This window comes from Curtobacterium sp. NPDC089991, from assembly GCF_044748425.1.
GTDB lineage: Bacteria > Actinomycetota > Actinomycetes > Actinomycetales > Microbacteriaceae > Curtobacterium.
In genome coordinates this window covers 74308-100345 of record NZ_JBIVGB010000008.1, presented here as the reverse complement: position 1 = coordinate 100345, position 26038 = coordinate 74308, and the positions used below count along the sequence as shown (strand labels likewise).

Here is a 26038-nt window from a genome sequence, read left to right as displayed (position 1 = left end):
GCGGGGGGGGCGGGGCGCCCGCCCGGCGGGGGCCCCCCCCCCCCCCCGGGCGGGGGGGGGGGGGGGGGGGGGGGGGGCCGGGCGGGGGGGGGCCCCCCCCCCCCCCCCCCGGGGCCCCCCCCGACCACGGCGGGGCGCGCACCGAGCTCGTCCGGATGCACACGGCGGTCGACGAACCCGCGGTCCGTCTCGTCGCGGGCGTCTCCGGGGTCCTTCCGGCTCCGGCGAGCAGGCCGATCCGCGTCGGTGCGCGGGTGCTGCTCGACCCGAACCCGATCGACCTCTCGGCGGACGGCGCGTTCGACCGTCTGGTCGAAGCGGTCCCACCAGAGGCCCTGGACCGGATCGCCCTGATGCGCGAGGCGGCGCGCGCGACGCTCGCCGTGCCTCCCGTGCGGATCCGGGGCACGCTGCCCGGCGACCTCGACCGTGCACTGGACGCCCTGCCGGACGACGTGGAGCCGGTCGTGCTGACCACCGGCACCCTGGTCTACGTGCCGGGTGCCGAGCGCCAGCGGTTCGTGGACCGCGTCCGCGAACGCGGCGTGCACTGGATCGCGCTCGAACGCACCGGGATCCTGCGCGGTGTGGCGGCGACGCTGCCCGACGACGTCGGCGCGGCGGATCCGGACGCCTTCGCCACGGCCTCGATCGACGGCACCGCGGTCGCCGTCTCGGACCCGTTCGGCACGCGTGTGCGCTGGTTCCGCGACCCGAACCTGTGACCGGTGTTCGCGACAGTCCAGCGCCGTGCCAGGGTCCGGATGCTCTCCGCCCCTACGATGTTCGAGACCCGTTACCCGACCGTGATCGGAACCGCCGTGACCAGCTCCACCGACGAGCACCGTGCTGACGAGCACCGCGCTGACCAGCACCGCGCTGACCAGCTCAGTGAGCTCGCGCAGCGTGTGCTGTCGTTCGAGCACGACCGGGCACGGCACGACCGCACGAAGGAAGCGGAGATCCGGGTCGAGTTCGAGATGTCGGCGGCGCGCTACTACCAGGTGCTGAACCGCGTGATCGACTCGCCCGCGGCACTCGCGTACGACCCGCAGCTCGTCACCAGGCTGCAGCGGCTCCGCCACGCGCGCACCAGCGCCCGGGCGACGCGCAGCTTCGTCGCGCCCGGTGCCGCTCCCGAAGGACGTGAAGAGGAACGATGAGCACCAGATTCCCCCGTGACCGGTTCGACGACGTCGCCGACGGCCCCCGGGTCGGCGCACACCGCGGTGCCCAGCGCCGCGGCCGTGGCTGGATCGCGTTCGCCTGGGCGGCACTCGCCACCGGTGTGCTCGTCGGCATCGGCGTGCTCGTCCTCGCGCTCCTGAACGGCAGCTACTCGTTCAGCGGCTCGGACTCGCCCTCGGCGTCGACGAGCTCGTCGGCCACGTCGAAGCCGTCCGCGTCCGCCACCTCGAAGCCCTCGGCGTCGTCGTCGGCCGGGTCGGGTGCCGACTCCGGAGCCGCTGCCGCGACGCCGGCACAGCAGGGCACGACCACTGTCGTCGTCCTGAACGGCACGACGACCACCGGTCTCGCCGCCCGCGCCAGCGCCACGCTGACCGGTGCCGGCTGGCAGGTCGCCTCGACCGGGGACGCCGGCACGACCGGGTCGACCTCGACCGTCGTGTACTACCAGCAGGCCGCACAGGCGGCGGTCGCGCAGGGCATCGCGAAGCAGCTCGGGGTCACCGCCGTGCAGCAGTCGGCAGCGTTCCCGAACGCCGACGTGAGCGTCGTGCTCGGGGCCGACTACACCGGCTGATCCGCATTCCGCGGGCGCTTTCGACCCGCATTTGTGACGGTCGTGTTTCGGGCACGTTGATTTCTGACGGAATCGACGTGAAACAACGTCACACCTCTTGCCTGATCGGCGCGCTTCGAGCAGAGTCCCTTGCAGACGACGAACACGTCGTTCGCACAGCAGTACCAGGGAGCAAGAGATCATGGCCAACGGAACCGTCAAGTGGTTCAACGCTGAAAAGGGCTTCGGCTTCATCACCGTCGATGGAGGAGGCCAGGACGTGTTCGTGCACTACTCGGCCATCGACATGTCGGGTTACAAGGTCCTCGAGGAGGGCCAGGCAGTGGTGTTCGACGTCGGCACCGGGTCGAAGGGCCCGCAGGCGGAGGCAGTCCGACCGGCCTGAACGCACGACACTCATCACGAACGCGCCGTCCCGTCAGGGGCGGCGCGTTCGTCGTGCGTGGCCCCTGCTGCGTGACGTGCGTGGCGGGAGGTCCGCGGCGGTGGTCGGGGTGCGCTGTTGGCGGGGCGTGTCCTGGGAAGACGTGACGAGCCTCCCGATCGTGTTGCACTCGCACCGGGCGAGTGCCAGAATCGGCGTTGGCACTCGCTCACGTTGAGTGCCAGCACGACCCCACGACGTCCGGGAGGGACGAGAACTCACATGGCTAAGATCATTGCTTTCGACGAGGAGGCCCGCCGTGGCCTCGAGCGCGGCCTGAACCAGCTGGCCGACGCCGTGAAGGTGACGCTCGGCCCGCGCGGCCGCAACGTCGTCCTCGAGAAGAAGTGGGGCGCCCCCACGATCACGAACGACGGTGTCTCCATCGCCAAGGAGATCGAGCTCGACGACCCGTACGAGAAGATCGGTGCGGAGCTCGTCAAGGAGGTCGCCAAGAAGACCGACGACGTCGCCGGTGACGGTACGACCACCGCGACCGTCCTCGCCCAGGCACTCGTCCGCGAGGGCCTGCGCAACGTCGCCGCTGGCGCCGACCCCGTGTCGCTCAAGCGCGGCATCGAGAAGGCCGTCTCTGCCGTCTCCGACCAGCTCCTCGCCAACGCGAAGGACATCGAGACCAAGGACCAGATCGCCGCGACCGCGTCGATCTCGGCTGCAGACCCGACCATCGGCGCGCTCATCGCCGAGGCCATCGACAAGGTCGGCAAGGAAGGTGTCGTCACCGTCGAGGAGTCGAACACCTTCGGCACCGAGCTCGAGCTGACCGAGGGCATGCGCTTCGACAAGGGCTACCTGTCGCAGTACTTCGTCACCGACCCCGAGCGTCAGGAAGCCGTCTTCGAGGACGCCTACATCCTGATCGTCAACTCGAAGATCTCGAACATCAAGGACCTCCTGCCGGTCGTCGACAAGGTGATCCAGGCGGGCAAGCAGCTCCTGATCATCGCCGAGGACGTCGACGGCGAGGCTCTGGCCACGCTCGTCGTGAACAAGATCCGCGGCATCTTCAAGTCCGTCGCCGTCAAGGCCCCGGGCTTCGGTGACCGCCGCAAGGCCATGCTGCAGGACATCGCGATCCTGACCGGTGGCCAGGTCATCTCCGAAGAGGTCGGCCTCAAGCTCGAGAACGCGACGCTCGACCTGCTCGGTCGTGCCCGCAAGGTCGTCATCACGAAGGACGAGACCACGATCGTCGAGGGTGCCGGCGACGCCGAGCAGATCGCCGGCCGTGTCCGTCAGATCCGCGCCGAGATCGACGCGACCGACTCCGACTACGACCGCGAGAAGCTCCAGGAGCGCCTCGCGAAGCTCGCCGGTGGCGTCGCCGTCATCAAGGCGGGTGCCGCGACCGAGGTCGAGCTCAAGGAGCGCAAGCACCGCATCGAGGACGCCGTCCGCAACGCGAAGGCTGCCGTCGAAGAGGGCATCGTCGCCGGTGGTGGCGTCGCCCTCATCCAGGCCGGCAAGGTCGCGCTCGACGCACTCACCCTCGAGGGTGACGAGGCGACCGGTGCGAACATCGTCCGCGTCGCCATCGACGCACCGCTCAAGCAGATCGCGCTGAACGCCGGTCTCGAGCCGGGTGTCGTGGCCGCCAAGGTCCGCGAGCTCGAAGCAGGTTGGGGCCTCAACGCCGCGACCGGCGAGTACGTCGACCTCATCGCCGCGGGCATCATCGACCCGGCCAAGGTCACGCGCTCGGCGCTGCAGAACGCTGCGTCGATCGCTGGTCTGTTCCTGACGACCGAGGTCGTCGTCGCCGACAAGCCCGAGCGTGCCGCGGCCGCTCCGGCCGGCGACCCGACGGGTGGCATGGACTTCTAAGCAGTCCTGTCGGAAGGGCCCCGCACGCTGCGCGTGCGGGGCCCTTCCGCGTGCGGGGGGGGGGGGGTGGCGCGCCGCTCAGGTTCGCCGAGCGGTCACCAGACGTCGGCAGCGCGAGCGCGTACCGACAGCAGGCGACCGGTCGCCGACGTGCGAACGGGGTGTTCTGGCCGTTGGTGGGCACGCGTGCCGGCTCGGGCGGAGCCCAGTCCTGCACAGGAGGCCCGGCTCGCCTCCTCTTCCACAGTCCGGTCCGCCCGTGCCTCACGTCCCCCTCCCGCGCCTCAAGCTGGCCAGATGCCGACGCCGCGCCGCCTGCCCCGAGCCCTCGAAGTCCGCACCTTCACGGTGGCCGAGGCCGTGGGGAAGGGTGTGCATCCCGAGCGGCTCCGCCGGAGTGACCTCGTCGCGCCGGTCCGAGGTGTTCGCGCGCCGGCAGGGTCGGCGGACTTCCTCGAGGCCGTCGCGCAGGTGATGCGCCCTGATCAGTACTTCAGCCACACCACGGCCGCTCGGCTCTGGGGTGCGCCGCTTCCCGCGTCGATGCGGTCCGAGACGGCCGTCCACGTGACGACGGTTGAGAACGGGGTGCGGATGCGCCGTCCGAACGTCGTCGGGCACCGACGTGCAGAGCCCGAGGTGGTGGAGCACAGGGGCCACCGGGTCAGTGCCCCGTCCGCGATGTGGTTCGAGTGTGCTGCGAGTCTCGACGTCCCCGCGCTCGTTGCGGTCGGTGATCACCTGGTCGGCCGATCCGGATTGGCGACGATCGACGACCTCCGGGCGGCGGTGTTGCCGGGCAGCCGCTACGTCCGCCGGGCGCGGAGCGCGCTTGACCGGATCCGCGTGGGGGCAGAGTCCGCGATGGAGACCTGGCTCCGGCTCGCTGTCGAGGACGCAGGGTTCCCGGAGCCGGAACTCAACCTGGACGTGCACGACCCGAGCGGGCTGTTCCTTGGTCGCGTCGACCTCGTCTGGCCGGCGCTCCGGATCGGTCTCGAGTACGACGGCGACCACCACCGGGAGCGCGACGCGTTCCGTCACGACCAGCGACGCGACAACGGATTCGTGGTGAACGACTGGCTCATCATCCACGCGACGGCTGCCGACGCGGGGCGGCCAGCGGTGCTGTTGGAGCGGCTTCGCCAGGCCTTCGAGGCGCGGACGGTCACGATCCGTCTCCGCCGGACGTGAACTCCCGGCAGTCCGGCGCCACAGAGTGGTCGCAACGTGCTGTCGGGTGCACGTCGAGTGGTCAGGGCTCGTCGCACGGACAGTTGCGGGGCGACGGTTCGTGACCAGTCGGCAAGCGCCCGCGTCAGGCGGCGTAGTCGCGCGGCAGCAGCGGCAGCCAGACGCGGAAGGTCGCGCCGCCACCCTCGGTGTCGAACACCTCGACCGAGCCGTGGTGCGCCGCGACGATGCCCGACACGATCGCGAGCCCGAGGCCCGAGCCACCGGTGTCCCGTGCACGCGAGGTGTCGGCACGCCAGAACCGCTGGAAGATCTTGTCGCGCAGCTGCGCCGGGATCCCCTCACCGTGGTCGATGACGTCGATGTGGGCCATGCCGCGGTCGTCGTCCACCCCGACGCCGATCTCGATCGGGTCGTCGTGCTCGGTGAACCGCATGGCGTTGCCCATCAGGTTCGTGACGATCTGGCGGATCTTGTTCTCCTCCGCCAGCACGATCGGGGGACGCTGGGGCATGACGACCGTCGGAAGCGGCGTGGTCTCGTCGGTGGGAGCGGCACCGGCCTCGATGTCCATCGCCCGGGTGCGCCGAGCACGCAGCCGCGCGATCGTCTGCCGCGAGAATGCGATGGGACCCGTGGTGTTCGCCGACGTGGGCGATGCCGGGGGGACCTCGCCCGTGTCGGACGAGGAGCCCGACGAGTCCGACGACCCCGACGAGAGCGAGGACGACGAAGCGGGCGGCCGCACTGCCTGGGGGACGCTCTCGCCCGTCATGGCGTCCTCGACCAGGACCTGGATCTCGCGGTCCGGGTTGGACGCCATGGTGTCGAGCGCCGAGTCACGGGCGATGGCGACGAGGTCGACCGGGCCGAGCTCGAGCGGCTTGGACTCGTCGATGCGGGCGAGCTGGAGCAGGTCCTGCACGAGCAGGCCCATCCGCTTCGCCTCCTTCTCGATGCGCTCCATCGCCTGGGCGACGTCCTCTTCCTTGCGCAGGGCGCCCATCCGGTACAGCTCGGCGTACCCGCGCAGGGACACCAGCGGGGTGCGGAGTTCGTGCGAGGCGTCGCCGACGAACCGGCGCATCTGGTCGATGGTGCGCTGGCGGTCCTCGAACGCGGTGTCGATGCGCTCGAGCATGACGTTGAGGGAGCGGTTCAGTCGCCCGACCTCGGTGTTCGGGGTGTCGGCCTCGAGGCGCTGGTTGAAGTCACCGGCGGCGAACCGTGCGGCGGTGTCCTCGACGTCGCGCAACGGGTCGAACGTGGCGGTGACGAGTAGCCGTGTGAGCATGGCGCCGAGCAGGATCACGGAGATGCCGAAGCCCAGGAAGATGACGGTGAATCGGGCGATGGTCTGGTCGGTGTCGGCGCTCGACACTGCGACGAGCACGAAGCCGGTCTCGGTGGAGCCGCTCGTCTGGTTCTGCAGTGAGGCCGGGATGACCTGGGCGCGCCACTCGTGGTTGTGCTGGCTGTCGTAGAGCGAGAAGCGTGCACCGTTCTGCGCCGCTGCGGAGAAGTCCAGTTCGCGGATGTCCGGACGGCTCGATGCCTTCGTCTGGCAGATCTGGTCGCCGTCGGCGTCGTACGCGGCCACGTAGGCGCTCTGCGACAACACGACCGACAGCTTGCAGTACTGCTCGCCGTCGCTGATGTTCTGGCCCTCGAGCTGCTCCGTGGTGCCCTTGACGTTGTTGTCGAGCTGCGCCATCAGGTACGTCGACAGGACGGTCATCGTGCCGAGTCCGGCCACGAGCAGGCCGAGCGCCACCAGGAGCACCGTGATCCCGGTGATCTTGGTGCGCAGGGAGATCCCGTCCCACCAGCGGCTCATTCGCGTGTGCATGCTGCCCCAACGATAGACAGCGGCCGCCCGGTGAAACCGGACGACCGCCGTGAAGAACGGAGGTGCTACGAGGCCTTGGACGCCTTGAGCATGTACCCGAAGCCGCGCTTGGTCTGGATGATCGGCTCGGCCGAGTACTGGTCGAGCTTGCGACGCAGGTACGAGATGTAGCTCTCGACGATGCCGGCGTCGCCGTTGAAGTCGTACTCCCACACGTGGTCGAGGATCTGCGCCTTCGACAGCACGCGGTTCGGGTTGAGCATCAGGTAGCGGAGCAGCTTGAACTCGGTGGGGGAGAGCTCGATCTGCGCGTCGCCGATCGTGACCTCGTGCGTGTCCTGGTCCATGGTGAGCTCGCCGGCGCGGATGATCGCGTCTTCCTCGTCGTTCATGGTGCGACGGAGGATGGCCTTGATGCGGGCGACGATCTCGTCGAGGGAGAACGGCTTGGTGACGTAGTCGTCGCCGCCGACGGTGAGGCCGGTGATCTTGTCCTCGGTGTCGTCCTTCGCGGTGAGGAACAGGATCGGCGAGGTGTACCCGGACGACCGCAGGCGCTTGGTGACGCCGAAGCCGTTCATGTCGGGGAGCATTACGTCGAGGATGATCAGGTCGGGTTCTTCCTCGAGCACGGCCGAGATCGCCTGTGCGCCGTTGCCGACGGCACGGACAGCGAACCCGGCGAAGCGCAACGAGGTCGTCAGGAGGTCGCGGATGTTCGGCTCGTCGTCGACGATCAGGATCTTGGGGCCATCGCTCATGGTCCTATCTTCTGACCGTTCCCTAGTGGTTTCCTGAGAGCGGTGCGTACGTCAGCCCACGGGCGCCTGGACCTGGTCGGCATCCAGGATCGTGTAGGAGTACCCCTGCTCGGCGAGGAACCGCTGCCGGTTCTGCGCGAAGTCCTGGTCGACGGTGTCCCGCGCCACGAGCGTGTAGAACGACGCGGGCAGGCCGTCCTTGTTCGGGCGGAGCAGTCGACCGAGGCGCTGCGCTTCTTCTTGCCGTGACCCGAACGACCCGGAGACCTGGATCGCGACGGTGGCGTCGGGCAGGTCGATGGAGAAGTTCGCGACCTTCGACACGACGAGCACGTCCACCTCGCCGGCACGGAACGCGTCGTACAGCCGCTCACGTTCGTCGACCGGGGTCGCACCCGTGATCTCGGCCGCGTCGAGCGACGCCGCCAGTTCGTCGAGCTGGTCGATGTACTGCCCGATCACCAGGATCTGCTCGCCGCGGTGCTTCTCGATGAGCTCGCGGACGACCGGGGTCTTCGCGGGCGAGGTGGCGGCGAGCCGGTACCGTTCGTCGTCGCTCGAGGCCGCGTACTCCAGGCGTTCCTGGTGCGGCAGGTCGATGCGCACCTCGTAGCACTCGGCCGGGGAGATGTAGCCCTGGGCCTCGATCTCCTTCCACGGAGCGTCGTAGCGCTTCGGACCGATGAGCGAGAACACGTCGCCCTCGCGGCCGTCCTCGCGCACGAGCGTCGCGGTCAGGCCCAGGCGTCGGCGGGCCTGCAGGTCGGCGGTCAGCTTGAACACCGGGGCCGGCAGCAGGTGGACCTCGTCGTAGACGATGAGGCCCCAGTCGAGGGCGTCGAGCAGGGACAGGTGCGTGTACTCGCCCTTCCGACGGGCGGTCAGGATCTGGTAGGTCGCGATCGTGACCGGCCGGATCTCCTTGACGCTGCCCGAGTACTCGCCGATGTCCTCGGCCTTCAGGGTCGTGCGCTTGAGGAGCTCGCTGCGCCACTGCCGCGCGGACACGGTGTTCGTCACGAGGATGAGCGTGGTCGCCTTGACGGTCGCCATCGCCCCGGCGCCGACCAGGGTCTTGCCGGCGCCACAGGGCAGCACGACGACACCGGAGCCCTGCGCGAAGAAGGTGTCGACGGCCTGCTCCTGGTACGGGCGCATGTGCCACTCGGCCGTGTCGAGGTCGATCGGGTGCGGCTGCCCGGGGGTGTAGCCCGCCAGGTCCTCGGCCGGCCAGCCGAGCTTCACGAGTTCCTGCTTGATCTGCCCGCGTGCCCACGGCTGCAGCTCGACCTCGGAGGGGGTCCGCATGTCGCCGAGCAGTGGCTTGATCCGCTTCGACCGGATGACCTCGGCCAGCACGGACGGGTCCTCGGCGGTCAGGAGCAGGACGGGCAGGCGCTCGAGTTCCTCGGTGGGGGAGTTCGCGATGACCGGGGCGTCCTCGCGTTCCTCGCGCCGGATGACGAGTCGGCCGTAGCGGGACACCGTGTCGCGGATGTCCACGGTGACGCTCTGCGGCACCGGGAACTTGGCGAAGCGCTCGAGGGTGGCGATCATCGCCTCGGCGTCGTGTCCGGCGGCCCGTGCGTTCCACAGGCCGAGGCGGGTGATGCGGTAGGTGTGCACGTGCTCGGGGGCGCGTTCGAGTTCGGCGAAGGCCGCGAGCTCGTGGCGTGCGTCCTCGGCGTCGGGGTGTGCGACCTCGAGGAGCACGGTGCGGTCGCTCTGCACGATCAGCGGTCCGTTCATGACCTGCCAGCCTAGCCGTCGTCACCTGCGTTCGGGTGACCGTGCACCTCAGGCGTCGCTCTCGACCGACACGACGAGCGACAGCGGCAGCGTGCGCTCGACGTCCACACTGGTGTCGCGCCCACGGACGCGTCCGGCGGCGACCGAGGTCGGGATGATCGAGAACGGCCGCTCGGAGCCGTCCGGCATCCGCACCGTCAGCCGGATCGGCGTGCGACCGCGCACGGCCAGGTCGATCTGCCGCCCCAGCCACTCCTGCTCCGGCTCCGCGTCGCCGCGCTGGGTGGTCAGGCGGAGCCGTTCCACGAGTGCGTGCGCCGCCTGTTCCGGCGAGCGTCCGGTGGGGCTGCGCCGACCGGGAGGCCCGTGGTGCGTCTCGGGGCGGGCGCCGGTCGCGAGCACGGCCGGGTAGCGCTGGTCCTCGAGCGCGGTGTGCACGACGTGCGCCGGGTAACGGGTGGTGAGCGTCGTCAGGTCGCTGCGCTCCCACGCCATCTGCCGCAGTTCGGCGTCCACACCGATCAGGTCGAGCTGGTCCGCGGTGCCGCGGACGACGGTGCCGACCCCGCCCTCGCCGCGGTCGACGACGATGCTGCCGTCGCGTCCGGCGACCTGGTCGACCAGGTAGGCGAGGGGTTGCGGGACGCCGGTCGACGACAGCCGGGTGAGCAGCGCCAGGACGTCGTCGCGGGAGTGCCCGGCGCGGAAGGCGGTGCGCAGGGTGTCCTCGGAGATGCGGTAGCGGGCGGCCAGTCCGGGAGCTTCGAGCACGGCGACCGTGCGCAGGGCGGCGTCGTCGACCGGGGCGAGGGGGCCGGGGGCGATCACCGTCAGGTCGTGCTGCAGGTACACCTGGTCGACGGTGCCGGGCAGGTCCTCCGCCGCGGGCCCGGCGTCACCGTCCAGCAGCGCTCGGCCGGTGCTCGTGACGATGCCGTCGACCGCGAGTCCGAGCGACGCGGCGGTGCCGGCCGCGTCGAGCAGCACGGCGTCGAGCCAGCGGGAGCCCGCCGGGTACGCCCAGCGGCCGAGGGCCACGAGGTCGCGCAGGTCGTCGTCGGCGAGTGCCAGGACCTCGTGCACCGCGGGGCCGAGGGTGTCCGCCCAGGCCGACACGAGCGTCGCCCAGCGGTCCGGCCAGTCGGCGACGAGCCAGTCCTGTCCGGCGTCGGTGACCGTCCACCGGCCGGACCCCGGGGCGGCGAACCCGACCCGGTCGAGCAGTGCGAGGCGGCCGGGCACGACGTCGGCGTCGGTGCCGATGCGCTCGGCCAGGGTCTTCGCGAGCGGGGTGCCGATGCCGCCCTTGACGAGTTCTCGGACGGTGCCGGCGTCCACCGCACGCAGCAGCTCGGCGAGCACGGTCATGCTCGAGAACGCCTGCTCCGCGCCCGTGGTGCGCGCGCGGTCCTGGCCGGCCACGTCGTCGGCGTGGGCGGCGCGGTCGGGGCGATCCGGGCCTCCCGTCGATCGCAGTGCCACGAGGTCGGGGTGGGCGGCCACGCGTGCGGCGACCGCGTCGTCGACAGCGCCGTCCTCGTCCGCCAGGCCGAGCGTGATCGCCGGACCGAGGCGGTCGGCGTCACCGCCGTCGCGGAGCGCCAGGATCGTGGCGCGGGGCAGGTGCTCGACGGCGGCGTCGACCGCGTCGTCGGTGCGGAGCGCCTCGGCCAGGTCGAAGAAGTCGGTGATCCGTTGCGGACCGGTCTCGCCGAGGGCGGCCGGGGGCAGGCTCCGCGCAGCGACGAGTCGTTCGAGGGAGTCGTCCGGCAACGCCCGGAGTCGGGCGGCCAGGTCGGCGGTGGTCGTCATCGTCCGGTGCCAGCGTCCGGGGCGGACTTCAGCGAGCCGTCCGGTTGGCTCGTGCGCGGCGCGTCCAGGTGATGGCGAGGAGCGTGAAGACCAGGACCATGCCGATCGGGAAACCGACGAGCGGGATCGCCATGATCACCGGCCACGGCATGGAGCCCTGCGCGCTCGGGACCGTCAACCACATGACGATCATCGCCGCCATGCAGAGGAACGCAGCGATGAAGATGCCACCGACCATGAACGCCAGAGCGCGTTCGGTACGATTGAACGTCACCGGGGGTTCTGCGGAATCCTGCGGGTTCCCGGTTGATCGGGTCGGATTGGCCATCGACCCAGGATATCCGACGCACCACGGCCGTACCACGACCTCGAGGAGTCCACGCATGCCCACCGGCAAGGTCAAGTTCTACGACGACGACAAGGGCTTCGGCTTCATCACCGGAGACGACGGCGACCAGGTGTTCCTGCACGCGTCCTCGCTGCCCGAAGGCGTCGTGACCGTGAAGGCGGGATCCCGGCTCGAGTACGGCGTCGTGCAGGGGAAGAAGGGGTCGCAGGCACTGTCCGTGCGGCTCCTCGACCCGCAGCCGTCGTTGTCCCGGATGACCCGTCGCTCCGCAGACGACATGGCCGTGATCGTCGAGGACCTGGTGAAGGAACTCGACCGGATCAGCGGAGACCTCCGCCACGGCCGCTACCCGAAGAACGGCGATCGACTCGCCGCCATCCTGCGGCACGTCGCAGACCAGTTGGAGGCGTGACGCCATGACAGACAGCGACGCAGTACCCGTTGACTACACAGACCTGGCGCGGACCGCGCTGCTCGAGGTGACCCCCGAGTCGAGCATCGGCGCGCCCGTCGGCACCGTGGACGAGGGCGACGGCGTCGTCTCCGTCCTGTTCGCGAACCGCATGCCGGGCTACCCCGGCTGGCGCTGGACCGTCAGCGTCGCGAAGGTCGGCGACGAGGACCCCACCGTGCTCGAGGTCGAGCTGATGCCCGGCGACGGCTCGCTCGTCGCGCCGGAGTGGGTGCCGTGGTCCGAGCGACTGGCCGAGTACCGGGCGGCGCAGGACCACGAGTCCGACGAGGAGTCCGACGACGAGGGCGACGACGACGAGTCGGACGACGAGGACGACGACGACTTCGATGACGAGTCGGACGAGGACGCCGACTACGACGACTCGGACGACGACGAAGCCGACGACGAGTCGGATGACGACGAGGACGACGACGACGCCGAGTTCGAAGCGGACGAGGACGACCTCGACGAACCGGACGACGACGACATCGATGGTGTGGACGTCGATGCGCTCGCCGACACCGCTGATGCGGACGACGACGACGTCGACGACGCCCCGCAGCCCCCTCGCCGTCGTCGCGCGCAGCGCGTGCAGCCCGTTGACCCGGACGCCGACCTCGACGGCGCCCAGCTCGATGCCGGTGAGGTCGACCCGGACTTCCACCGCTCCTGACACGCACCCGAAGAACGACGAAGCACCACGGGATCCCGTGGTGCTTCGTCGTTTCCGTGGTGTTCGTCGCCGGCGCTGGCCCGCGCGACGGACGGGTCAGCGCAGGGCGTCGACCGTGAAGTCGATCGCCTGCACGAGCTTCGCGACGTCGTCCGGGTCGATTGCGGTGAACGTCGCGACGCGCAGCTGGTTGCGCCCGAGCTTCCGGTACGGCTCGGTGTCGACGATGCCGTTCGCGCGCAGGGTCGCGGCGACGGCCTTGGCGTCGATCGAGTCGTCGAGGTCGATCGTGGCGACGACCTGCGAGCGGGCTGCGGGGTCGGTCACGAACGGCGTCGCGTAGTCGACCGACTCGGCCCAGTCGTACAGCGTGGACGACGAGGTCTTCGTGCGGGTGTCCGCCCAGGCCAGGCCGCCCGACTCGTTGATCCACCGGACCTGGTCGTCGAGCAGCAGCAGCGTCGAGATCGCCGGGGTGTTCAGCGTCTGGTTCAGGCGCGAGTTGTCGACGGCGTTCTTGAGCGACAGGAACTCGGGGATGTACCGACCGCTCGCTGCGATGCGCTCGACGCGCTCGATCGCGGCGGGGGAGAACAGCGCGAGCCACAGGCCGCCGTCGGAGGCGAAGTTCTTCTGCGGGGCGAAGTAGTAGACGTCGGCGGCGTCCACGTCGAACGCGGCACCACCGGCGGCGCTCGTGGCGTCGACGACCGTCAGTGCTCCGGCGTCACCGGCGGCGCGGACGACCGGGGCCATGACGCCGGTCGAGGTCTCGTTGTGCGGGTAGGCGTAGACGTCGACGCCGTCGACGGGCTCGAGCGCGGCGAGCGATCCGCCGGGGGCCTCGACGACGTGCGGTGCCTCGAGCCACGGGGCGCCGGCGGCCTTGGCGAACTTCGACCCGAACTCGCCGAAGGACAGGTTCTCTGCGCGACGCTCGATGAGGCCGAACGCGGCGGCGTCCCAGAACGCGGTCGAGCCGCCGTTGCCGAGGACGACCTCGTAGCCCTCGGGGACCTGGAACAGGTCGGCGAGCCCGGAGCGGACGCTGCCGACCAGGTCCTTCACGGGCTTCTGGCGGTGGGACGTGCCGAGGATCGTGGCCCCGCGCGTCACGAGGGACTCGAGCTGCGCGCCGCGGATCTTGGACGGTCCGCAGCCGAAGCGGCCGTCGGTGGGGAGGAGTTCGGCGGGGATGACGATGTCTGCCATGCACCGATCCTACCGAGCGCGATCCCAGTGCTGGTGCGCCTGTACCGGCCGGACGGGGAGGCCTGGAGCGCTGTGGCCACGGCCCTCTTCTTGCCCCGTGCAAGTGTCGGTCGGAGTTCGTCGGTCCGAACAAGTAGGGTGGTGGCCGCTGGGCCCAGACATGAGAGGCGGACCGTGACCGATCTCGTCGACACCACGGAGATGTACCTTCGCACCATCCTCGACTTGGAGGAGGAGGCGATCGTTCCGCTGCGCGCTCGCATCTCGGAGCGCCTCGGCCACTCGGGCCCGACGGTCTCGCAGACCATCGCCCGCATGGAGCGCGACGGCCTGGTCGTCGTCTCCGGCGACCGCCACCTCGAGCTCACCGACGAAGGGCGCTCCCGGGCCACCCACGTCATGCGCAAGCACCGTCTGGCGGAGCGCCTGCTGGCCGACGTCATCGGACTCGACTGGGCGTTCGTCCACGACGAGGCCTGCCGGTGGGAACACGTCATGAGCGAGCAGGTCGAGGTCCGCCTGCTCGAGATGCTCGGCAACCCGACCGAGTCGCCCTACGGCAACCCGATCCCCGGCCTGGCCGAGATCGGCGGCCCCGCGGCCGCCGGGTTCCTCGACGGCGTGCAGAACATCGTCGCCGCGACCGAGGGCACCGACGCCGTCGCGACCGGTGTGATCCGTCGTCTGGGCGAGCCCGTGCAGTTCGAGCCCGAGCTCCTGCACCAGCTCCGCACGGCCGGCGTCATGCCCGGTCGTCTGGCGAGCGTGCAGCGCGCCGGGGCCTACGTCGCCGTCCGCGTCGAGGGTGAGGACTCGGGCATCGAGCTCCCCGTCGAGGTCGCGCAGCACGTCTACATCGAGCGGGACTGATTTCACCGCCCTGACCAGGGCTTCTTTACCGTTTCGTTACAAACGGCCCGTTTCATCTCGACAAGGTAACGACGGCCCCGTACACTCGTCGAGTCCCCGCGCTGCGCCTGAGCCGGAGACCCGTGGCAGGACGTCTCGAACCCGTCTCCTGCCTCGATCGGAAACGATGACGAACGGATGGGGTTGCACGTCGCCGGACACCCACGGCAGCGTGATGACGAGACGCCGGAGACCACACCCTTGACGCAGACCGGTTCCGCCGCGGACGACCAGACGCCCGCCAACCCGACGAACACCGAGAACGCCACCGACGCACCGCTCACCCGGCGGTCCGTCCGCCAGGCCGACGCGCGCCCGACCCGCAAGGTCGTCCCGGTCCGCTCTGCCCCGCTCCCCGGTGGCCGTCGTGCCGCACAGGCCGCAGCCACCGCGACCGCTGCCAAGGCGAGCTCGTCGTCGCGCAAGCGCAAGTTCCTCGCCCCCATCGTCCTGACGGTGGCCGCCGGCATGTTCGGCACCGTGGCGGTCGCGCCGGCCTTCGCCGCGCAGACCTCCACCGGCACCGAGGCGGCGAACGCGCAGCGCCAGGTCCGTGCGACGGAGAGCCAGGAGTTCTCGGTGTCCGACGCCGTCGCGCTGGCCGGCACCAGCCGCGACGGCTACGGTGCCACGTCGACCGCGACGCTCGACGCACGCGCAGCGGCCAAGCAGGCTGCAGCCGACCAGGCCGAAGCGACCGAGGCAGCCGCTGAGCAAGCCGAGCAGGCAGCATCGGCCACGCAGGCGGCGCGTGCCCAGACCGCCGAGCAGTACGCCTCGTACACCGGCCCGTCCGCCGCCGACTACGTGGCCAGCTCCAGTGCCGCGGACACCCCGTTCTCGCTGCCGGCCGTGGTCGCCACCGCCAAGCAGTACATCGGCACCCCGTACGTCTTCGGTGGCGCCGACCCGTCCGGCTTCGACTGCTCGGGCTACGTCATGTTCGTCTACGCCCAGTACGGCATCAACCTCGCGCACTCGGTGCCGCTGCAGGACCAGGCCGGCACCACGATCCCCGAGTCCGAGGCGCAGCCCGGCGACGTCGTCATCTTCAACAACGAGGCGCACGACGGCTTCTACATGGGCAACGGCATGATCATGGACGCCCCGAAGCCCGGTGGCTCCGTGTCGATCCGTCCGATCTGGACCAGCGACTACCACATCGTCCGCTTCGGCATCTGAGGCATCAGACCCGACCGCGGGGCATCGAACCCGTGAACATCGCCGAAACCGGCCCGTGCACCCTCGTGTCGGGCCGGTTTCTGACGTAGCCTGGCGCTGCACCGGTCCGCAAGGCCCCGAGCAGGGAGACCCCATGTCGTTGTTCCGCACGACCCGCACCATGGGTCGGCGCGCGCGCATCGACATACGGTCGACCACCGCCTGCGTGCACGAGCACGCCCCTGCATGACCAGAGCACTTCCCATCCGGGTGGTGCTCTTCGTGGTTCAGGGGACGTGTGCGCGAGCGACGGTCACCTGCGAAGGACCCCGGTCCGACGCACCCGCAGCGCCTGGAAGCCGTCCAGGCACGTCGGAAGGGAACCAATGCGCACTCTCGTCCTCAACGCCGGTTACGAGCCCCTCGCGGTGATCTCGTTCCGACGAGCCCTCGTGCTGGTCATGAACCAGAAGGCCTCCGTCGTCGCAGCCGACCTCGAACACCCGGTGACCGGGTCCACCTCGAGCTTCGATCGGCCGTCCGTCATCATCCTCACCCGGTACGTGCGCATCCCGCACTCGAGACTCGTGCCGGTGTCGCGGCGAGGCGTCCTGCGCCGTGACGCGAACCGGTGCGCGTACTGCGACCGGCACGCGACGACCATCGACCACGTGCAGCCGAAGTCGCGCGGTGGGCAGGACTCGTGGGAGAACCTCGTGGCCTGCTGCCTGGCGTGCAACAACGAGAAGGGCGACCGCACCCCGCAGGAGATGGGGTGGCGGCTGCGTTTCCGTCCGAAGATCCCGCACGGTTCGTCGTGGGTCGTCCGCGGCATCGAGCGTCCGCAGGCGGAGTGGGACGAGTACCTCGTGGCCGCGTAGCGGCCTGCGCTGCAGGCGCCCAGTGAGCAGAAGGCGACGGGTCGCGGGCGGGGACCCGTCGTCTTGTGCTCACTCGATGACGGACTGGAGGCACGTGGCGGGCCCGCCACGGGCCTCCCGTCCGCCGTTCGCTCGCAACAAGTCAGCGAACGCTGTATGGTCAGTGAATGCTGACCATAGCCCCGCGGCTCGACGTCATGCACCGGCTCGGCCGGGCGATGGCGGACAGGACGCGCTCCCGGATCCTGCTCGAGATGCTCGAAGCGCCGGTCTACCCGGGCCGGCTCGCGGCCGACCTCGGGCTCACCCGCTCGAACGTCTCGAACCACCTCGCCTGCCTGCGCGGATGCGGCATCGTCGTCGCGGTGCCCGAGGGGCGCTCCACCCGCTACGAGATCGCCGACCCGCACCTCGGGGCTGCGATCCGCTCGCTCCTCGAGGTCGTGCTCGCCGTCGACGACGGCGAAGCCTGCACCGACGAGGACTGCGACGTCCCGCTCTGCTGCGGACCCGGCGCATGACCGACGCGACCGTCCGGGCGGTTCCTGATCGCAGACGGGTGCTGCAGCGACGGATCCGGTGGATCGTCGCCGCGACGATCACGTACAACGTCATCGAGGCGGTCATCGCGATCGTCGCCGGTTCGGTGGCATCGTCGACCGCCCTGATCGGCTTCGGACTCGACTCCGTCGTCGAGGTCCTGTCCGCCGCAGCGGTCGCGTGGCAGTTCGCCGGACCGGACCCCGAAGCGCGGGAGCGCGTCGCGCTCAAGGTCATCGCGGTGTCGTTCTTCGCACTGGCGCTGTACGTCAGTGTCGACGCGGTGCTGACCCTGACCGGGATGCGCGAGCCGGAGCACAGCACCGTCGGGATCGTGCTGGCGGCGGTCAGCCTGGCCGTGATGCCCTTCCTCAGCCTGCTCGAACGGCGCACCGGCAAGGAACTCGGTTCGGCGTCGGCGATCGCGGACTCCAAGCAGACCCTGGTGTGCAGCTACCTGTCCGCCGCGGTGCTGGTCGGGCTGCTCCTGAACACGCTGTTCGGCTGGTCGTGGGCTGATCCGGTGGCCGGCCTGGTGGTCGTCGTGTTCGCGGTGCGCGAGGGGCTCGAGGCCTGGCGGGGTGACGCATGCAAGCAGCCGGTCGCCGCCCTGACCGGCGAGCGCGCGGCCGACGCCTGCGACTGCTGCTGACGCGGGCTCGGGTGCGGTGACCGCCGCCCGGGTGTCGGTCCCGCTGAGTAGCGTCGCGGGCATGGGCGAGACACCGCAGATCGACGACGCGACCATCGAGGACCTCCGCGCGCGACTGCGGGCCACGCGCTGGCCGGATGCACCCGCCGGCGCTGGCTGGTCACTCGGGGCGGACGTCGACGAGCTCCGGTCACTCATCGAGTACTGGGCCGACGGCTTCGACTTCGACGCGCACCGGGCGGCGCTCGCCGCGCTGCCCAGCCGACGGCTGACGATCGACGGCACCGGGATCCACGTGCTGCACGCCCGAGCGGGCACGCCCGACGCGCTGCCGCTCCTGCTCGCGCACGGCTGGCCGGACTCCGGATGGCGGTACCGCAAGGTCCTGCCGATGCTCGTCGAGGCCGGCTTCGACGTGATCGTGCCGGACATGCCCGGGTACGGGTTCTCCGACGCCCCGCCGCAGCCGATCGACGCCCGAGCGGTCGCCGGCATGTGGGCCGAGCTGATGACCGAGCTCGGCTACGAACGGTTCGCGGTCGCCGGCGGGGACATCGGCACGCACGTCGCCCGGTACCTCGCGCTCGACCACGCCGACCGGGTCGTCGCCGTGCACCGCATCGACGGCGGGCTCGCCTGGCCCGGCATCGACCTGGACACGTTGTCGCCGGAGGAGCGCGGGTTCGTCGCGGCGACGGCACGGTGGCGCGACGCCGAGGGGGCCTACGCGATGATGCACCGCACCAAGCCGCAGACCGTCGCGGTCGGCCTGAACGACTCACCCGCCGGGCTCGCCGCGTGGATCGTCGAGAAACTGCGGTCGTGGAGCGACTGCGACGGTGACCTGTGGTCCGTGTACACACAGGACGAGGTGCTCGCACTCCTGACCGAGTACTGGGCCACCGGCACGATCGGCTCGGCGATGCGGATGTACCACGCGAACGCCGCCATCCCGCCGGAGCAGTCGGCCCGACGGGTCGAGGTGCCCTCCGGTTTCTCGCTGTTCCCCGGCGACCTGGTGGAGCCGCCGCGGGCGTGGCTCGAGCGCACGACGAACCTGGTGTCGTACCGGATGATGCCGCGCGGCGGGCACTTCGCGCCGTTCGAGCAACCGGCGCTGTACGTCGACGAGCTGACGACCTTCCTGGAGCCGTTCCGCCGCTAGAGTGGACGGGCCAGCCTCTGTAGCTCAATGGAAGAGCAGTTCCGTCCTAAGGAAACGGTTGGGGGTTCGAGTCCCTCCAGGGGCACCGAAGCCGGGCGCCGCGGATCACCCCGCGGCCGGCGGGTCCTCCGGGATCGGGTGCTCGCCCTGCCAAATAGTGTCGACCTGCTCGAACTCGCGCGGTGCGCACTGCGTGTCGAGGACGTCGACGGCTTCGGTCGGCGTCGACCAGATGTACCACGGGCCGGCGCCGGGGCCCGTGCTCGACCACAAGCCGTCGGCGTACCACGACGGCGCCACGTCGCCGATCGGGTGCCCTGCCTGCGCCATGCAGGCCGCGAGCCGGTCGAAGGCGGCGGTGTACTCGGCCAGGGTGATGGTCCCGTCGGCGATCGCAGCCTGCTGCTGGGGCGAGGGCTGCGCGATCCGTGCCGACCGGGCCCACGACGCCCACACGGCGTAGCGGGCACCGCCGCCACCGGAGACCGACACGGCGGCCGCTCCGGATCCGGTCAGCGGGGAGAGGCTCCATCGCGGCATGGAACCCGGCGTGCACGCGACGGCGTCGGCGACGGTCGTCCCGCCGACCTCGACCGTGAAGGTGCCGGGGTCGAGACACTCCCACGTGAGCGTCACGCGGTCGGCTCCCTCCGGCCGAGCGCCGAGGGAGAACGAGGCGTCGCCGTGGGTGACGGTGAACGCGGGGGAGCCGAGCATCGATGCGTGGTTGACCTCGACCGTCCCGTAGCGGGTCGTCGTCGCGAGCAGATCCTCGCGTGCGGCGTCCGCGGTGGCGCCGGGGAGCGCCGCAGCCGTGATCCCTCCGGTGAGTCCGGCGCCGACGGCGAAGGCCGTCACGACCGCGGCGACCGTGCCGCGAGTGGGTCGTCGTCGCCGCGGACGCGCGGGGTGGGCCGTTGCGTCGACGTCGGCGACGAGGGCGTCGCGCATCGCGGCGAGACGAGGGGAGATGTGGTCGTTCACAGTGTGCCTCCGAGGGGTTCCGCTGACGTCGAGTACTGCTGCTGGAGTCGTGCCTTCGCCCGGTGGAGCCGGGACTTCACGGTGCCCGGTGCGACCCCGAGGGCTGCGGCCGCTTCGCGTTCGCCGAGGCCTTCGAGCACGCAGAGAGTGAGGACCCGCTGGTCTGCGATCGGGAGCCCGCGCAATGCTGCGACCGCTTCGGCGTCGGTGAACGACTCTGCGGGGTCGGGAGCGGGGTCGTCGACCGGGAACCTCCCGAGGAAGAGCCGGTGACGGCGGGTGGCGCGGGTCAGGTTGTGCGCGGTGTTCGTCGCCGTGACGAGCAGCCAGGGCAGCATGGAGTCGTCGACGAAGCGGACGCGTTCGCGCTTCCGCCAGGCCTCGAGGAACGCGATGGCCACGACGTCGTCGGCGTCGGCCGGTGTGGGGACGAGGCCGACGGCGTGCCGGCGCAGGCGTGGGGCGTGGCGGTCGAAGACGCGTCCGACCGCTCGGCCGTCGCCGGCGATGCCCAGCGCCCAGTCCGCTCGGTCCCCCGTGATCTGGTTCATGCCCTGTATTGTCCGGGCGCAGCGGATCGGTTCCCGGTTCGCGGGACGAGTTCTCCACAACCGTCGCGCTGGACGGTAGTGTGCCCCGGTCTCCCCGTACGATTGACCCCGTGTCCAAGGTCCTGAGCAGTCTCCCCGTCGGCGAACGAGTCGGCATCGCGTTCTCAGGGGGTCTCGACACCTCCTGCGCCGTTGCCTGGATGCGCGAGAAGGGGGCGATCCCCTGCACGTACACGGCTGACATCGGTCAGTACGACGAGCCGGACATCGACGCCGTCCCGAGCCGCGCGCACGAGTACGGTGCCGAGATCGCCCGCCTGGTCGACGCGAAGAGCGCCCTGGTGGAGGAGGGCCTCGTCGCCCTGCAGACCGGCGCGTTCCACATCCGTTCCGGCGGCAAGACGTACTTCAACACGACGCCCCTCGGTCGTGCGGTGACGGGCACGATGCTCGTCCGCGCGATGAAGGAGGACGGCGTCGACATCTGGGGCGACGGCTCCACCTACAAGGGCAACGACATCGAGCGGTTCTACCGCTACGGCCTGATGGCGAACCCGCGTCTGCGCGTCTACAAGCCGTGGCTGGACTCCGAGTTCGTCGAGGAGCTCGGCGGTCGCAAGGAGATGAGCGAGTGGCTCGTCGCCCGCGACTTCCCGTACCGCGACTCCACCGAGAAGGCGTACTCGACCGACGCCAACATCTGGGGTGCAACGCACGAGGCGAAGAGCCTCGAAGAGCTCTCGAGCGGCCTGGACATCGTCGAGCCGATCATGGGCGTCGCCGCTTGGCGTGACGACGTGGAGGTCGCCACCGAGATCGTCAGCATCCGCTTCGAGGCCGGTCGCCCCGTCGCGATCAACGGCGAGGAGTACACGGACGCCGTCGCCCTGGTCTACGAGGCGAACGCGATCGGCGGTCGTCACGGCCTCGGCGCGTCCGACCAGATCGAGAACCGCATCATCGAGGCGAAGAGCCGCGGCATCTACGAGGCACCGGGCATGGCCCTGCTGCACATCGCCTACGAGCGTCTGCTCAACGCGATCCACAACGAGGACACCGTGGCGTCGTACCACAACGAGGGCCGCCGACTCGGGCGCCTGATGTACGAGGGCCGCTGGCTCGACCCGCAGTCGCTCATGCTCCGCGAGTCCCTGCAGCGCTGGGTCGCGTCGGCGGTCACCGGCGAGGTCACGCTGCGCCTGCGTCGCGGCGACGACTACACGATCCTCGACACCACGGGCCCGGCGCTGTCGTACCACCCCGACAAGCTCTCGATGGAGCGGGTCGGCGACGCCGCCTTCGGTCCGGACGACCGCATCGGGCAGCTGACGATGCGCAACCTCGACATCGCGGACTCCCGGTCGAGGCTCGAGCAGTACGCGGCCGCCGGTCTCATCGGCGGTGCGACGGCCGAGCTCGTCGGCGAGCTCGAGGCGGGCGAGTCCGAGGAGATCCTCGGTGGCGCCGTCATCGCCTCGGACGCCGAGGATGCGCTCGGACGCCGGACGGACCTCGCTTCCGAGGGCGCAGCCTTCGACTCCGGCACCGACTGACCGGAGCGAGACCAGGCGACTGGTCACGTGCCCTGATGGCACGGACCCGACGGACGGGAGGTGCGGTGCCAGCTGGCACCGCACCTCCCGTCCGTCGTCTTGCCCCGGCTCAGGCCGTGGCACCTCCGAGCAGCAGCTCCAGCTGCTCGACGACCAGGTCGGGCCGCGTGATGAACGGGTGGTGCCCGGTCGGCACGTCGACGCTCCGCGTCGCCCGCGCCGCGTGCGCGCGCTGCAGCCCCGCGGTGGTGCTGCGGTCCTCGGTACAGACGAGATAAGCCGAGTCGACGTCCTGCCACCCTGCTGCCGTCGTCGGTGTCACGAACGCCCCCGCCGACTGGGCGGTCACCCGGTCCCAGGCGGCCTGCTGGGTGCTCGTGTCGGCGTCCTGCAGGAAGCGGGTACCGAAGGACGCCGCGTCGTGCCCGGCGACTGCGAGGACTCCGTCACCGGCCGGTCCGATCGACACGGGATCGGGCTCGTCGGCCATGATGCCGGCCTGCGCGGAGCCGACGTCGGGCAGGTACGAGGACACGTACAGCAGGTGAGCGACGGCGTCGTGCCGTCCGGCCTCGGCGATGACGGTGCCGCCGTAGGAGTGCCCGACGACGATCGCCCCGTCGCTGTCGTCGAGGGCGGCACGCAGGGCGGCTGCGTCCTCGGCGAGCCCACCGTCGGGGTGTCCCGACGGCCCCTCGCCACAGGACGGCAACGAGACCGCTCGGCTGCGGATGCCGGTGCGGCCGCGGGTTCCGGTGCGACTGTGCAGCAGGTCGGCGGTGGGCTGCCACCACCAGGCACCGTCGCGGACCAGGGCGCCGTGGACGAACAGGATCTCCATGCCCCGACGCTACGGCGATCCGGGCGGCGGCGTGCGATCGGCCGAGAAGCGCACCGCGCTCGACGGCGTCGGCCGCAACCCCTACCGTGGAGGAACTGGATCGGTCATCAGGGACCCGTCGTCACGATGCTCCTCACAGATGTGGGGTCTGGCACAGCGGGTCGATCCGGACGAATCCGAGATGCGCATCATCTCGACGAAGGGCTGGTCGTCATGACCGCCAGGATGCAGCACGATTGGCACCGCCACGGCCTCCGGTCGCCGGAGGACCTCGAAGCCCTCGTGGCCGAGCGCCTCGAAGGAACCGGTCACGCTTCCACCAGCACGGGTGACGCACGGCGCGAGCCGTCCTACGCCGACTTCCTCGGCGAGCAGATCTGATCCGTCCCGGTCCGCTGCTCTACGGCTTGTAGAGTCTGTGCATGCGGACAGGACGAACGACGGCAGCTTCCCTCGCGATCGTCGTCGGAGGGCTCCTGGCGCTCGTCGGGGTCCAGCCGGCCTCGGCGCACTCGGCGCTCACCGGCAGCTCGCCCGCTGACGGCGCGGTCATCACCGAACCGCTCGACCGGGTCGACCTGACGTTCAGCGAGGCACCGCTCGCCGGTCTCGACGCCGGACTGCGGATCCAGGTCACCGACGCCGACGGCACCGACGTGTCGACGGGCGAGGTGACCGTCTCCGGCATGACGATGGGCAAGGCCGTCGACCTCGAGAACGGCGCGTACACGGTGCTCTGGCGGTACGTGTCGCCGGACGGCCACCCGATCGACGGCTCGTACGGGTTCGAGTACCGGGCCGCGGTCGCGGCACCATCCGCGACGACTCCGGCGACGACGGTGCCCACGTCGGACCCCGTCACCCCCACTCCGACGTCGACGGCGACCGCCACCGGGGCATCCGACGGCGCGCCCGACTCGGCGCCCGGCATCGCCCCGGGCGTCTGGGTCGCGCTCGGCGCCGGCACGGTCCTCGCAGCCGGGGCCGTCGTCGTGCTCCTCCTGCGCCGCACCCGACGCACTTCGTGAGCAGGAATGGTCGGGTGGCCGAGCGCCACGCGACCATTCCTGCGCACCATGCGCCGTGCCTGCCACCCGGCCACGCGCCGGACGGGAGGCCCGCCACCCGGCCGCCACGGGCCTCCCGTCAGACGCTGGCCACGTTCACCCCCGCTTGGTGAGCAGAAGAGGTCGGGTCCTGGAACGGGACCCGACCTCTTCTGCTCACCATGCGAGCGCGCCGCACCGCACCGCGCACCGCGCTACGCGGCGGCGGGCGCCTCCTCGAGTGCGGCGTCCGCCCGCTCCTCGCTGCCGGCGGCCAGGCCGCGCGCGATCTTCCCGCGCGACGCCAGCCACAGCACCACCGCGGCGACGAACACGATGACCTCGGTGACGGTCAGCGCCCAGATGATCCCGGCGAGTCCGAACCACAGGTTGCCGACGATGACGATCGGGATGAACAGCACGCCCTGCGCCAGCGACAGCACCATCGCGGGCAGCACCATGCCGGTCGCCTGGAACAGCGAGGTGAGCAACCCCGTGAACCCGTTCACGATGGCGGCGACGAGCTGCGCCGTCAGGATCGTCAGGCCGATCGCGAGGACCGAGTGGTCGCCGGAGAAGATCGTGAACACCTGCTCGCGGAAGGTGAAGACCGCGCCGGAGAACACGAGGACGATCGCGCCGACCGTGAAGGCGGCTCCGCGCAGGGCGGCCCGGAGACGTGCGGCGTCGCCCTTGCCGAACGCGTAGGCGAGCAGGGGCAGTACGCCGATCGTGACGCCCATCACCAGGAACTCCGGCACCTGCGCGATGCGGACCGCGACGCCCATGGCGGCGAGCGGGTCGTCGCCGTAGGCGGCGGCGAGGTTGTTGAGCACGAGCGTCGTGACGATCAGGAAGGCGGACTGCAGCAGTTCGCCGACGCCGATGCCGAAGACGGGCTTCAGGATGTCGGCACGGAGCGTGAACCACTTCGGCGCGAAGCTGACGTTCTCGCTGTTCCGCTGCAGCCAGGTCACCCAGTAGGCGATCGACACGACGTTCGCGAGTCCGACCGCCAGCGCTGCGCCGCCGACGCCCCAGTGCAGCACGAGGATGAAGAGCACGTCGAACACCAGGTTCCCGATGGTCGACAGGACCAGGCCGATCATCGCCTGGCGTGCAGCACCCTCGGAGCGGACGATCTGCTCGAGGGCGAACGACGAGGCGAGCACCGGGACGAACGCGAGCATCACGGCGACGTACTCGCTCGTGGCGGGGACAGCTGCTGCGTCGGCACCGAGCACGGCGACCAGGGGGCGCAGGAGCACGAGCCCGACGACGGCGAGGACCGCACCGGTGACGACGGCTCCCCACAGCGCGAACGAGGCGACGTGCTTGATGTCCTGCGCCTTGGCGGGGTCGTGCTCCGAGGCGCCGAGCAGACGGGACATCAGGGCACTGCCGCCGACGCCGAACACGCCGCCGACGGCCATGACGATGCCGAGCAGCGGGGTGCCGAAGGTGATCGCGGCGAGCAGTGACGTGTCGTGCTGCGAGCCGATGAAGCCGGCGTTGATGACGTTGTACAGGGCGCTGACGACCATCGCAGCGGCCATCGGCACACACAGGTGCACGAGGGCCCGGGCGATCGGGGCGGCGGAGAGGTACCAGCGGTTGGTGGCCGCGGCGGTGTTCTCGGGGGTGGTGGTGGTCATGACTGCCTCCTCG

The 26038-nt window shown here is 70.7% G+C and carries 28 protein-coding genes and 1 tRNA gene; 19 read left to right on the top strand and 10 right to left on the bottom strand.

Translation table 11 applies throughout. The features are described 5' to 3' along the window. Positions 1-155: 155 nt before the first annotated feature. The 6 genes from ACIPV1_RS18610 to ACIPV1_RS18585 all read left to right on the top strand — a co-directional run bounded on the left by ACIPV1_RS18610 (position 156) and on the right by ACIPV1_RS18585 (position 5228). Positions 156-725 carry a DUF2332 family protein gene (locus tag ACIPV1_RS18610; RefSeq protein ID WP_402727012.1) on the top strand — a complete coding sequence of 190 codons (570 nt, stop codon included), beginning with the start codon at positions 156-158 and terminating at the stop codon, positions 723-725. A 96-nt stretch (positions 726-821) separates the two neighbouring features. Continuing rightward, entirely contained in the window at positions 822-1163 is a 342-nt protein-coding gene (locus ACIPV1_RS18605; protein WP_243692318.1) for a DUF3263 domain-containing protein, read from the top strand. Further along, positions 1160-1765, top strand: a complete 606-nt coding sequence (locus tag ACIPV1_RS18600) for a LytR C-terminal domain-containing protein (RefSeq protein ID WP_111085223.1) — start codon at positions 1160-1162, stop codon at positions 1763-1765. The genes ACIPV1_RS18605 and ACIPV1_RS18600 overlap by 4 nt, the downstream gene beginning before the upstream one ends. A gap of 181 nt (positions 1766-1946) precedes the next feature. Then, the gene (locus ACIPV1_RS18595; RefSeq protein ID WP_111085222.1) at positions 1947-2150 is read left to right on the top strand and encodes a cold-shock protein; all 204 of its coding nucleotides are present in this window, start codon (positions 1947-1949) and stop codon (positions 2148-2150) included. Positions 2151-2411: 261 nt separating this feature from the next. Next, on the top strand, positions 2412-4034 hold the full coding sequence (gene groL, locus ACIPV1_RS18590) for a chaperonin GroEL (RefSeq protein WP_111085221.1): 1623 nt from the start codon (positions 2412-2414) through the stop codon (positions 4032-4034). Positions 4035-4331: 297 nt separating this feature from the next. Beyond that, positions 4332-5228, top strand: a complete 897-nt coding sequence (locus ACIPV1_RS18585; protein WP_123936848.1) for a hypothetical protein — start codon at positions 4332-4334, stop codon at positions 5226-5228. A gap of 124 nt (positions 5229-5352) precedes the next feature. Here ACIPV1_RS18585 and ACIPV1_RS18580 read toward each other — a convergent pair whose 3' ends face one another. The 5 genes from ACIPV1_RS18580 to ACIPV1_RS18560 all read right to left on the bottom strand — a co-directional run bounded on the left by ACIPV1_RS18580 (position 5353) and on the right by ACIPV1_RS18560 (position 11673). Continuing rightward, positions 5353-7077, bottom strand: a complete 1725-nt coding sequence (locus tag ACIPV1_RS18580) for a cell wall metabolism sensor histidine kinase WalK (protein ID WP_123936847.1) — start codon at positions 7075-7077, stop codon at positions 5353-5355. Between the two features lie 65 nt (positions 7078-7142). Next, positions 7143-7838: a response regulator transcription factor gene (locus ACIPV1_RS18575; protein WP_017888045.1), complete on the bottom strand. Its 696-nt coding sequence runs from the start codon at positions 7836-7838 to the stop codon at positions 7143-7145. 51 nt (positions 7839-7889) lie between these two features. Further along, positions 7890-9587 carry a DNA repair helicase XPB gene (locus ACIPV1_RS18570; RefSeq protein WP_402727011.1) on the bottom strand — a complete coding sequence of 566 codons (1698 nt, stop codon included), beginning with the start codon at positions 9585-9587 and terminating at the stop codon, positions 7890-7892. A gap of 48 nt (positions 9588-9635) precedes the next feature. Further along, positions 9636-11399: a helicase-associated domain-containing protein gene (locus ACIPV1_RS18565; RefSeq protein ID WP_402727010.1), complete on the bottom strand. Its 1764-nt coding sequence runs from the start codon at positions 11397-11399 to the stop codon at positions 9636-9638. Between the two features lie 28 nt (positions 11400-11427). Further along, a complete protein-coding gene (locus tag ACIPV1_RS18560) occupies positions 11428-11673 on the bottom strand; it encodes a hypothetical protein (RefSeq protein WP_123340886.1) in 246 nt (81 codons plus the stop codon). A 109-nt stretch (positions 11674-11782) separates the two neighbouring features. Here ACIPV1_RS18560 and ACIPV1_RS18555 point away from each other — a divergent pair, with 109 nt between their 5' ends. Both ACIPV1_RS18555 and ACIPV1_RS18550 read left to right on the top strand, forming a co-directional pair. After that, complete coding sequence (locus ACIPV1_RS18555; protein WP_131846066.1) at positions 11783-12160, top strand: cold-shock protein; 378 nt, start codon at positions 11783-11785, stop codon at positions 12158-12160. Between the two features lie 4 nt (positions 12161-12164). Further along, positions 12165-12875 (top strand): DUF3027 domain-containing protein, encoded by a 711-nt coding sequence (locus ACIPV1_RS18550; RefSeq protein ID WP_402727009.1) that lies wholly within the window; start codon positions 12165-12167, stop codon positions 12873-12875. A gap of 96 nt (positions 12876-12971) precedes the next feature. On the opposite strand, the gene serC is transcribed toward ACIPV1_RS18550, so the two are convergent. Continuing rightward, positions 12972-14087 (bottom strand): phosphoserine transaminase, encoded by a 1116-nt coding sequence (serC, locus tag ACIPV1_RS18545; RefSeq protein ID WP_402727008.1) that lies wholly within the window; start codon positions 14085-14087, stop codon positions 12972-12974. 174 nt (positions 14088-14261) lie between these two features. On the opposite strand from serC, the gene ACIPV1_RS18540 reads away from it, so the two are divergent. The 7 genes from ACIPV1_RS18540 to ACIPV1_RS18510 all read left to right on the top strand — a co-directional run bounded on the left by ACIPV1_RS18540 (position 14262) and on the right by ACIPV1_RS18510 (position 19480). Then, positions 14262-14957, top strand: coding sequence for a metal-dependent transcriptional regulator (locus tag ACIPV1_RS18540; RefSeq protein WP_111085212.1), 696 nt, complete (start codon positions 14262-14264; stop codon positions 14955-14957). 177 nt (positions 14958-15134) lie between these two features. Further along, a complete protein-coding gene (locus tag ACIPV1_RS18535; protein WP_123293317.1) occupies positions 15135-16178 on the top strand; it encodes a C40 family peptidase in 1044 nt (347 codons plus the stop codon). Positions 16179-16543: 365 nt separating this feature from the next. Continuing rightward, positions 16544-17038 (top strand): HNH endonuclease, encoded by a 495-nt coding sequence (locus ACIPV1_RS18530; protein ID WP_111085210.1) that lies wholly within the window; start codon positions 16544-16546, stop codon positions 17036-17038. A 167-nt stretch (positions 17039-17205) separates the two neighbouring features. Next, a complete protein-coding gene (locus ACIPV1_RS18525) occupies positions 17206-17559 on the top strand; it encodes a helix-turn-helix transcriptional regulator (protein ID WP_133938848.1) in 354 nt (117 codons plus the stop codon). Then, entirely contained in the window at positions 17556-18230 is a 675-nt protein-coding gene (locus ACIPV1_RS18520) for a cation diffusion facilitator family transporter (protein WP_133938850.1), read from the top strand. Before ACIPV1_RS18525 ends, ACIPV1_RS18520 begins: the two co-directional genes overlap by 4 nt. Positions 18231-18291: 61 nt before the next feature. Further along, a complete protein-coding gene (locus tag ACIPV1_RS18515) occupies positions 18292-19395 on the top strand; it encodes an epoxide hydrolase family protein (RefSeq protein ID WP_402727007.1) in 1104 nt (367 codons plus the stop codon). Between the two features lie 13 nt (positions 19396-19408). After that, a tRNA-Arg gene (locus ACIPV1_RS18510) sits at positions 19409-19480 on the top strand. A 20-nt stretch (positions 19481-19500) separates the two neighbouring features. On the opposite strand, the gene ACIPV1_RS18505 is transcribed toward ACIPV1_RS18510, so the two are convergent. Further along, entirely contained in the window at positions 19501-20379 is an 879-nt protein-coding gene (locus tag ACIPV1_RS18505) for a hypothetical protein (protein ID WP_131877445.1), read from the bottom strand. Further along, positions 20376-20930 (bottom strand): RNA polymerase sigma factor, encoded by a 555-nt coding sequence (locus tag ACIPV1_RS18500; protein WP_123293323.1) that lies wholly within the window; start codon positions 20928-20930, stop codon positions 20376-20378. Before ACIPV1_RS18500 ends, ACIPV1_RS18505 begins: the two co-directional genes overlap by 4 nt. Positions 20931-21040: 110 nt before the next feature. Here ACIPV1_RS18500 and argG point away from each other — a divergent pair, with 110 nt between their 5' ends. Continuing rightward, complete coding sequence (argG, locus tag ACIPV1_RS18495; RefSeq protein ID WP_402727006.1) at positions 21041-22483, top strand: argininosuccinate synthase; 1443 nt, start codon at positions 21041-21043, stop codon at positions 22481-22483. 109 nt (positions 22484-22592) lie between these two features. On the opposite strand, the gene ACIPV1_RS18490 is transcribed toward argG, so the two are convergent. Beyond that, positions 22593-23324, bottom strand: coding sequence for an alpha/beta hydrolase (locus tag ACIPV1_RS18490; RefSeq protein WP_402727005.1), 732 nt, complete (start codon positions 23322-23324; stop codon positions 22593-22595). On the opposite strand from ACIPV1_RS18490, the gene ACIPV1_RS18485 reads away from it, so the two are divergent. Genes ACIPV1_RS18485 through ACIPV1_RS18475 form a run of 3 tightly spaced genes read left to right on the top strand, consistent with a single transcriptional unit; the run spans position 23323 to position 24352 of the window. Beyond that, positions 23323-23541: a hypothetical protein gene (locus ACIPV1_RS18485; RefSeq protein ID WP_402727004.1), complete on the top strand. Its 219-nt coding sequence runs from the start codon at positions 23323-23325 to the stop codon at positions 23539-23541. The genes ACIPV1_RS18490 and ACIPV1_RS18485 overlap by 2 nt on opposite strands. Next, positions 23538-23705: a hypothetical protein gene (locus tag ACIPV1_RS18480; RefSeq protein WP_159570266.1), complete on the top strand. Its 168-nt coding sequence runs from the start codon at positions 23538-23540 to the stop codon at positions 23703-23705. The genes ACIPV1_RS18485 and ACIPV1_RS18480 overlap by 4 nt, the downstream gene beginning before the upstream one ends. 41 nt (positions 23706-23746) lie before the next feature. After that, a complete protein-coding gene (locus tag ACIPV1_RS18475; protein ID WP_402727003.1) occupies positions 23747-24352 on the top strand; it encodes a copper resistance protein CopC in 606 nt (201 codons plus the stop codon). Between the two features lie 233 nt (positions 24353-24585). Here the strand turns inward: ACIPV1_RS18475 and ACIPV1_RS18470 are convergent, their stop codons facing one another. After that, on the bottom strand, positions 24586-26025 hold the full coding sequence (locus ACIPV1_RS18470; RefSeq protein WP_123936834.1) for an MATE family efflux transporter: 1440 nt from the start codon (positions 26023-26025) through the stop codon (positions 24586-24588). Between the last annotated feature and the right edge of the window lie 13 nt (positions 26026-26038).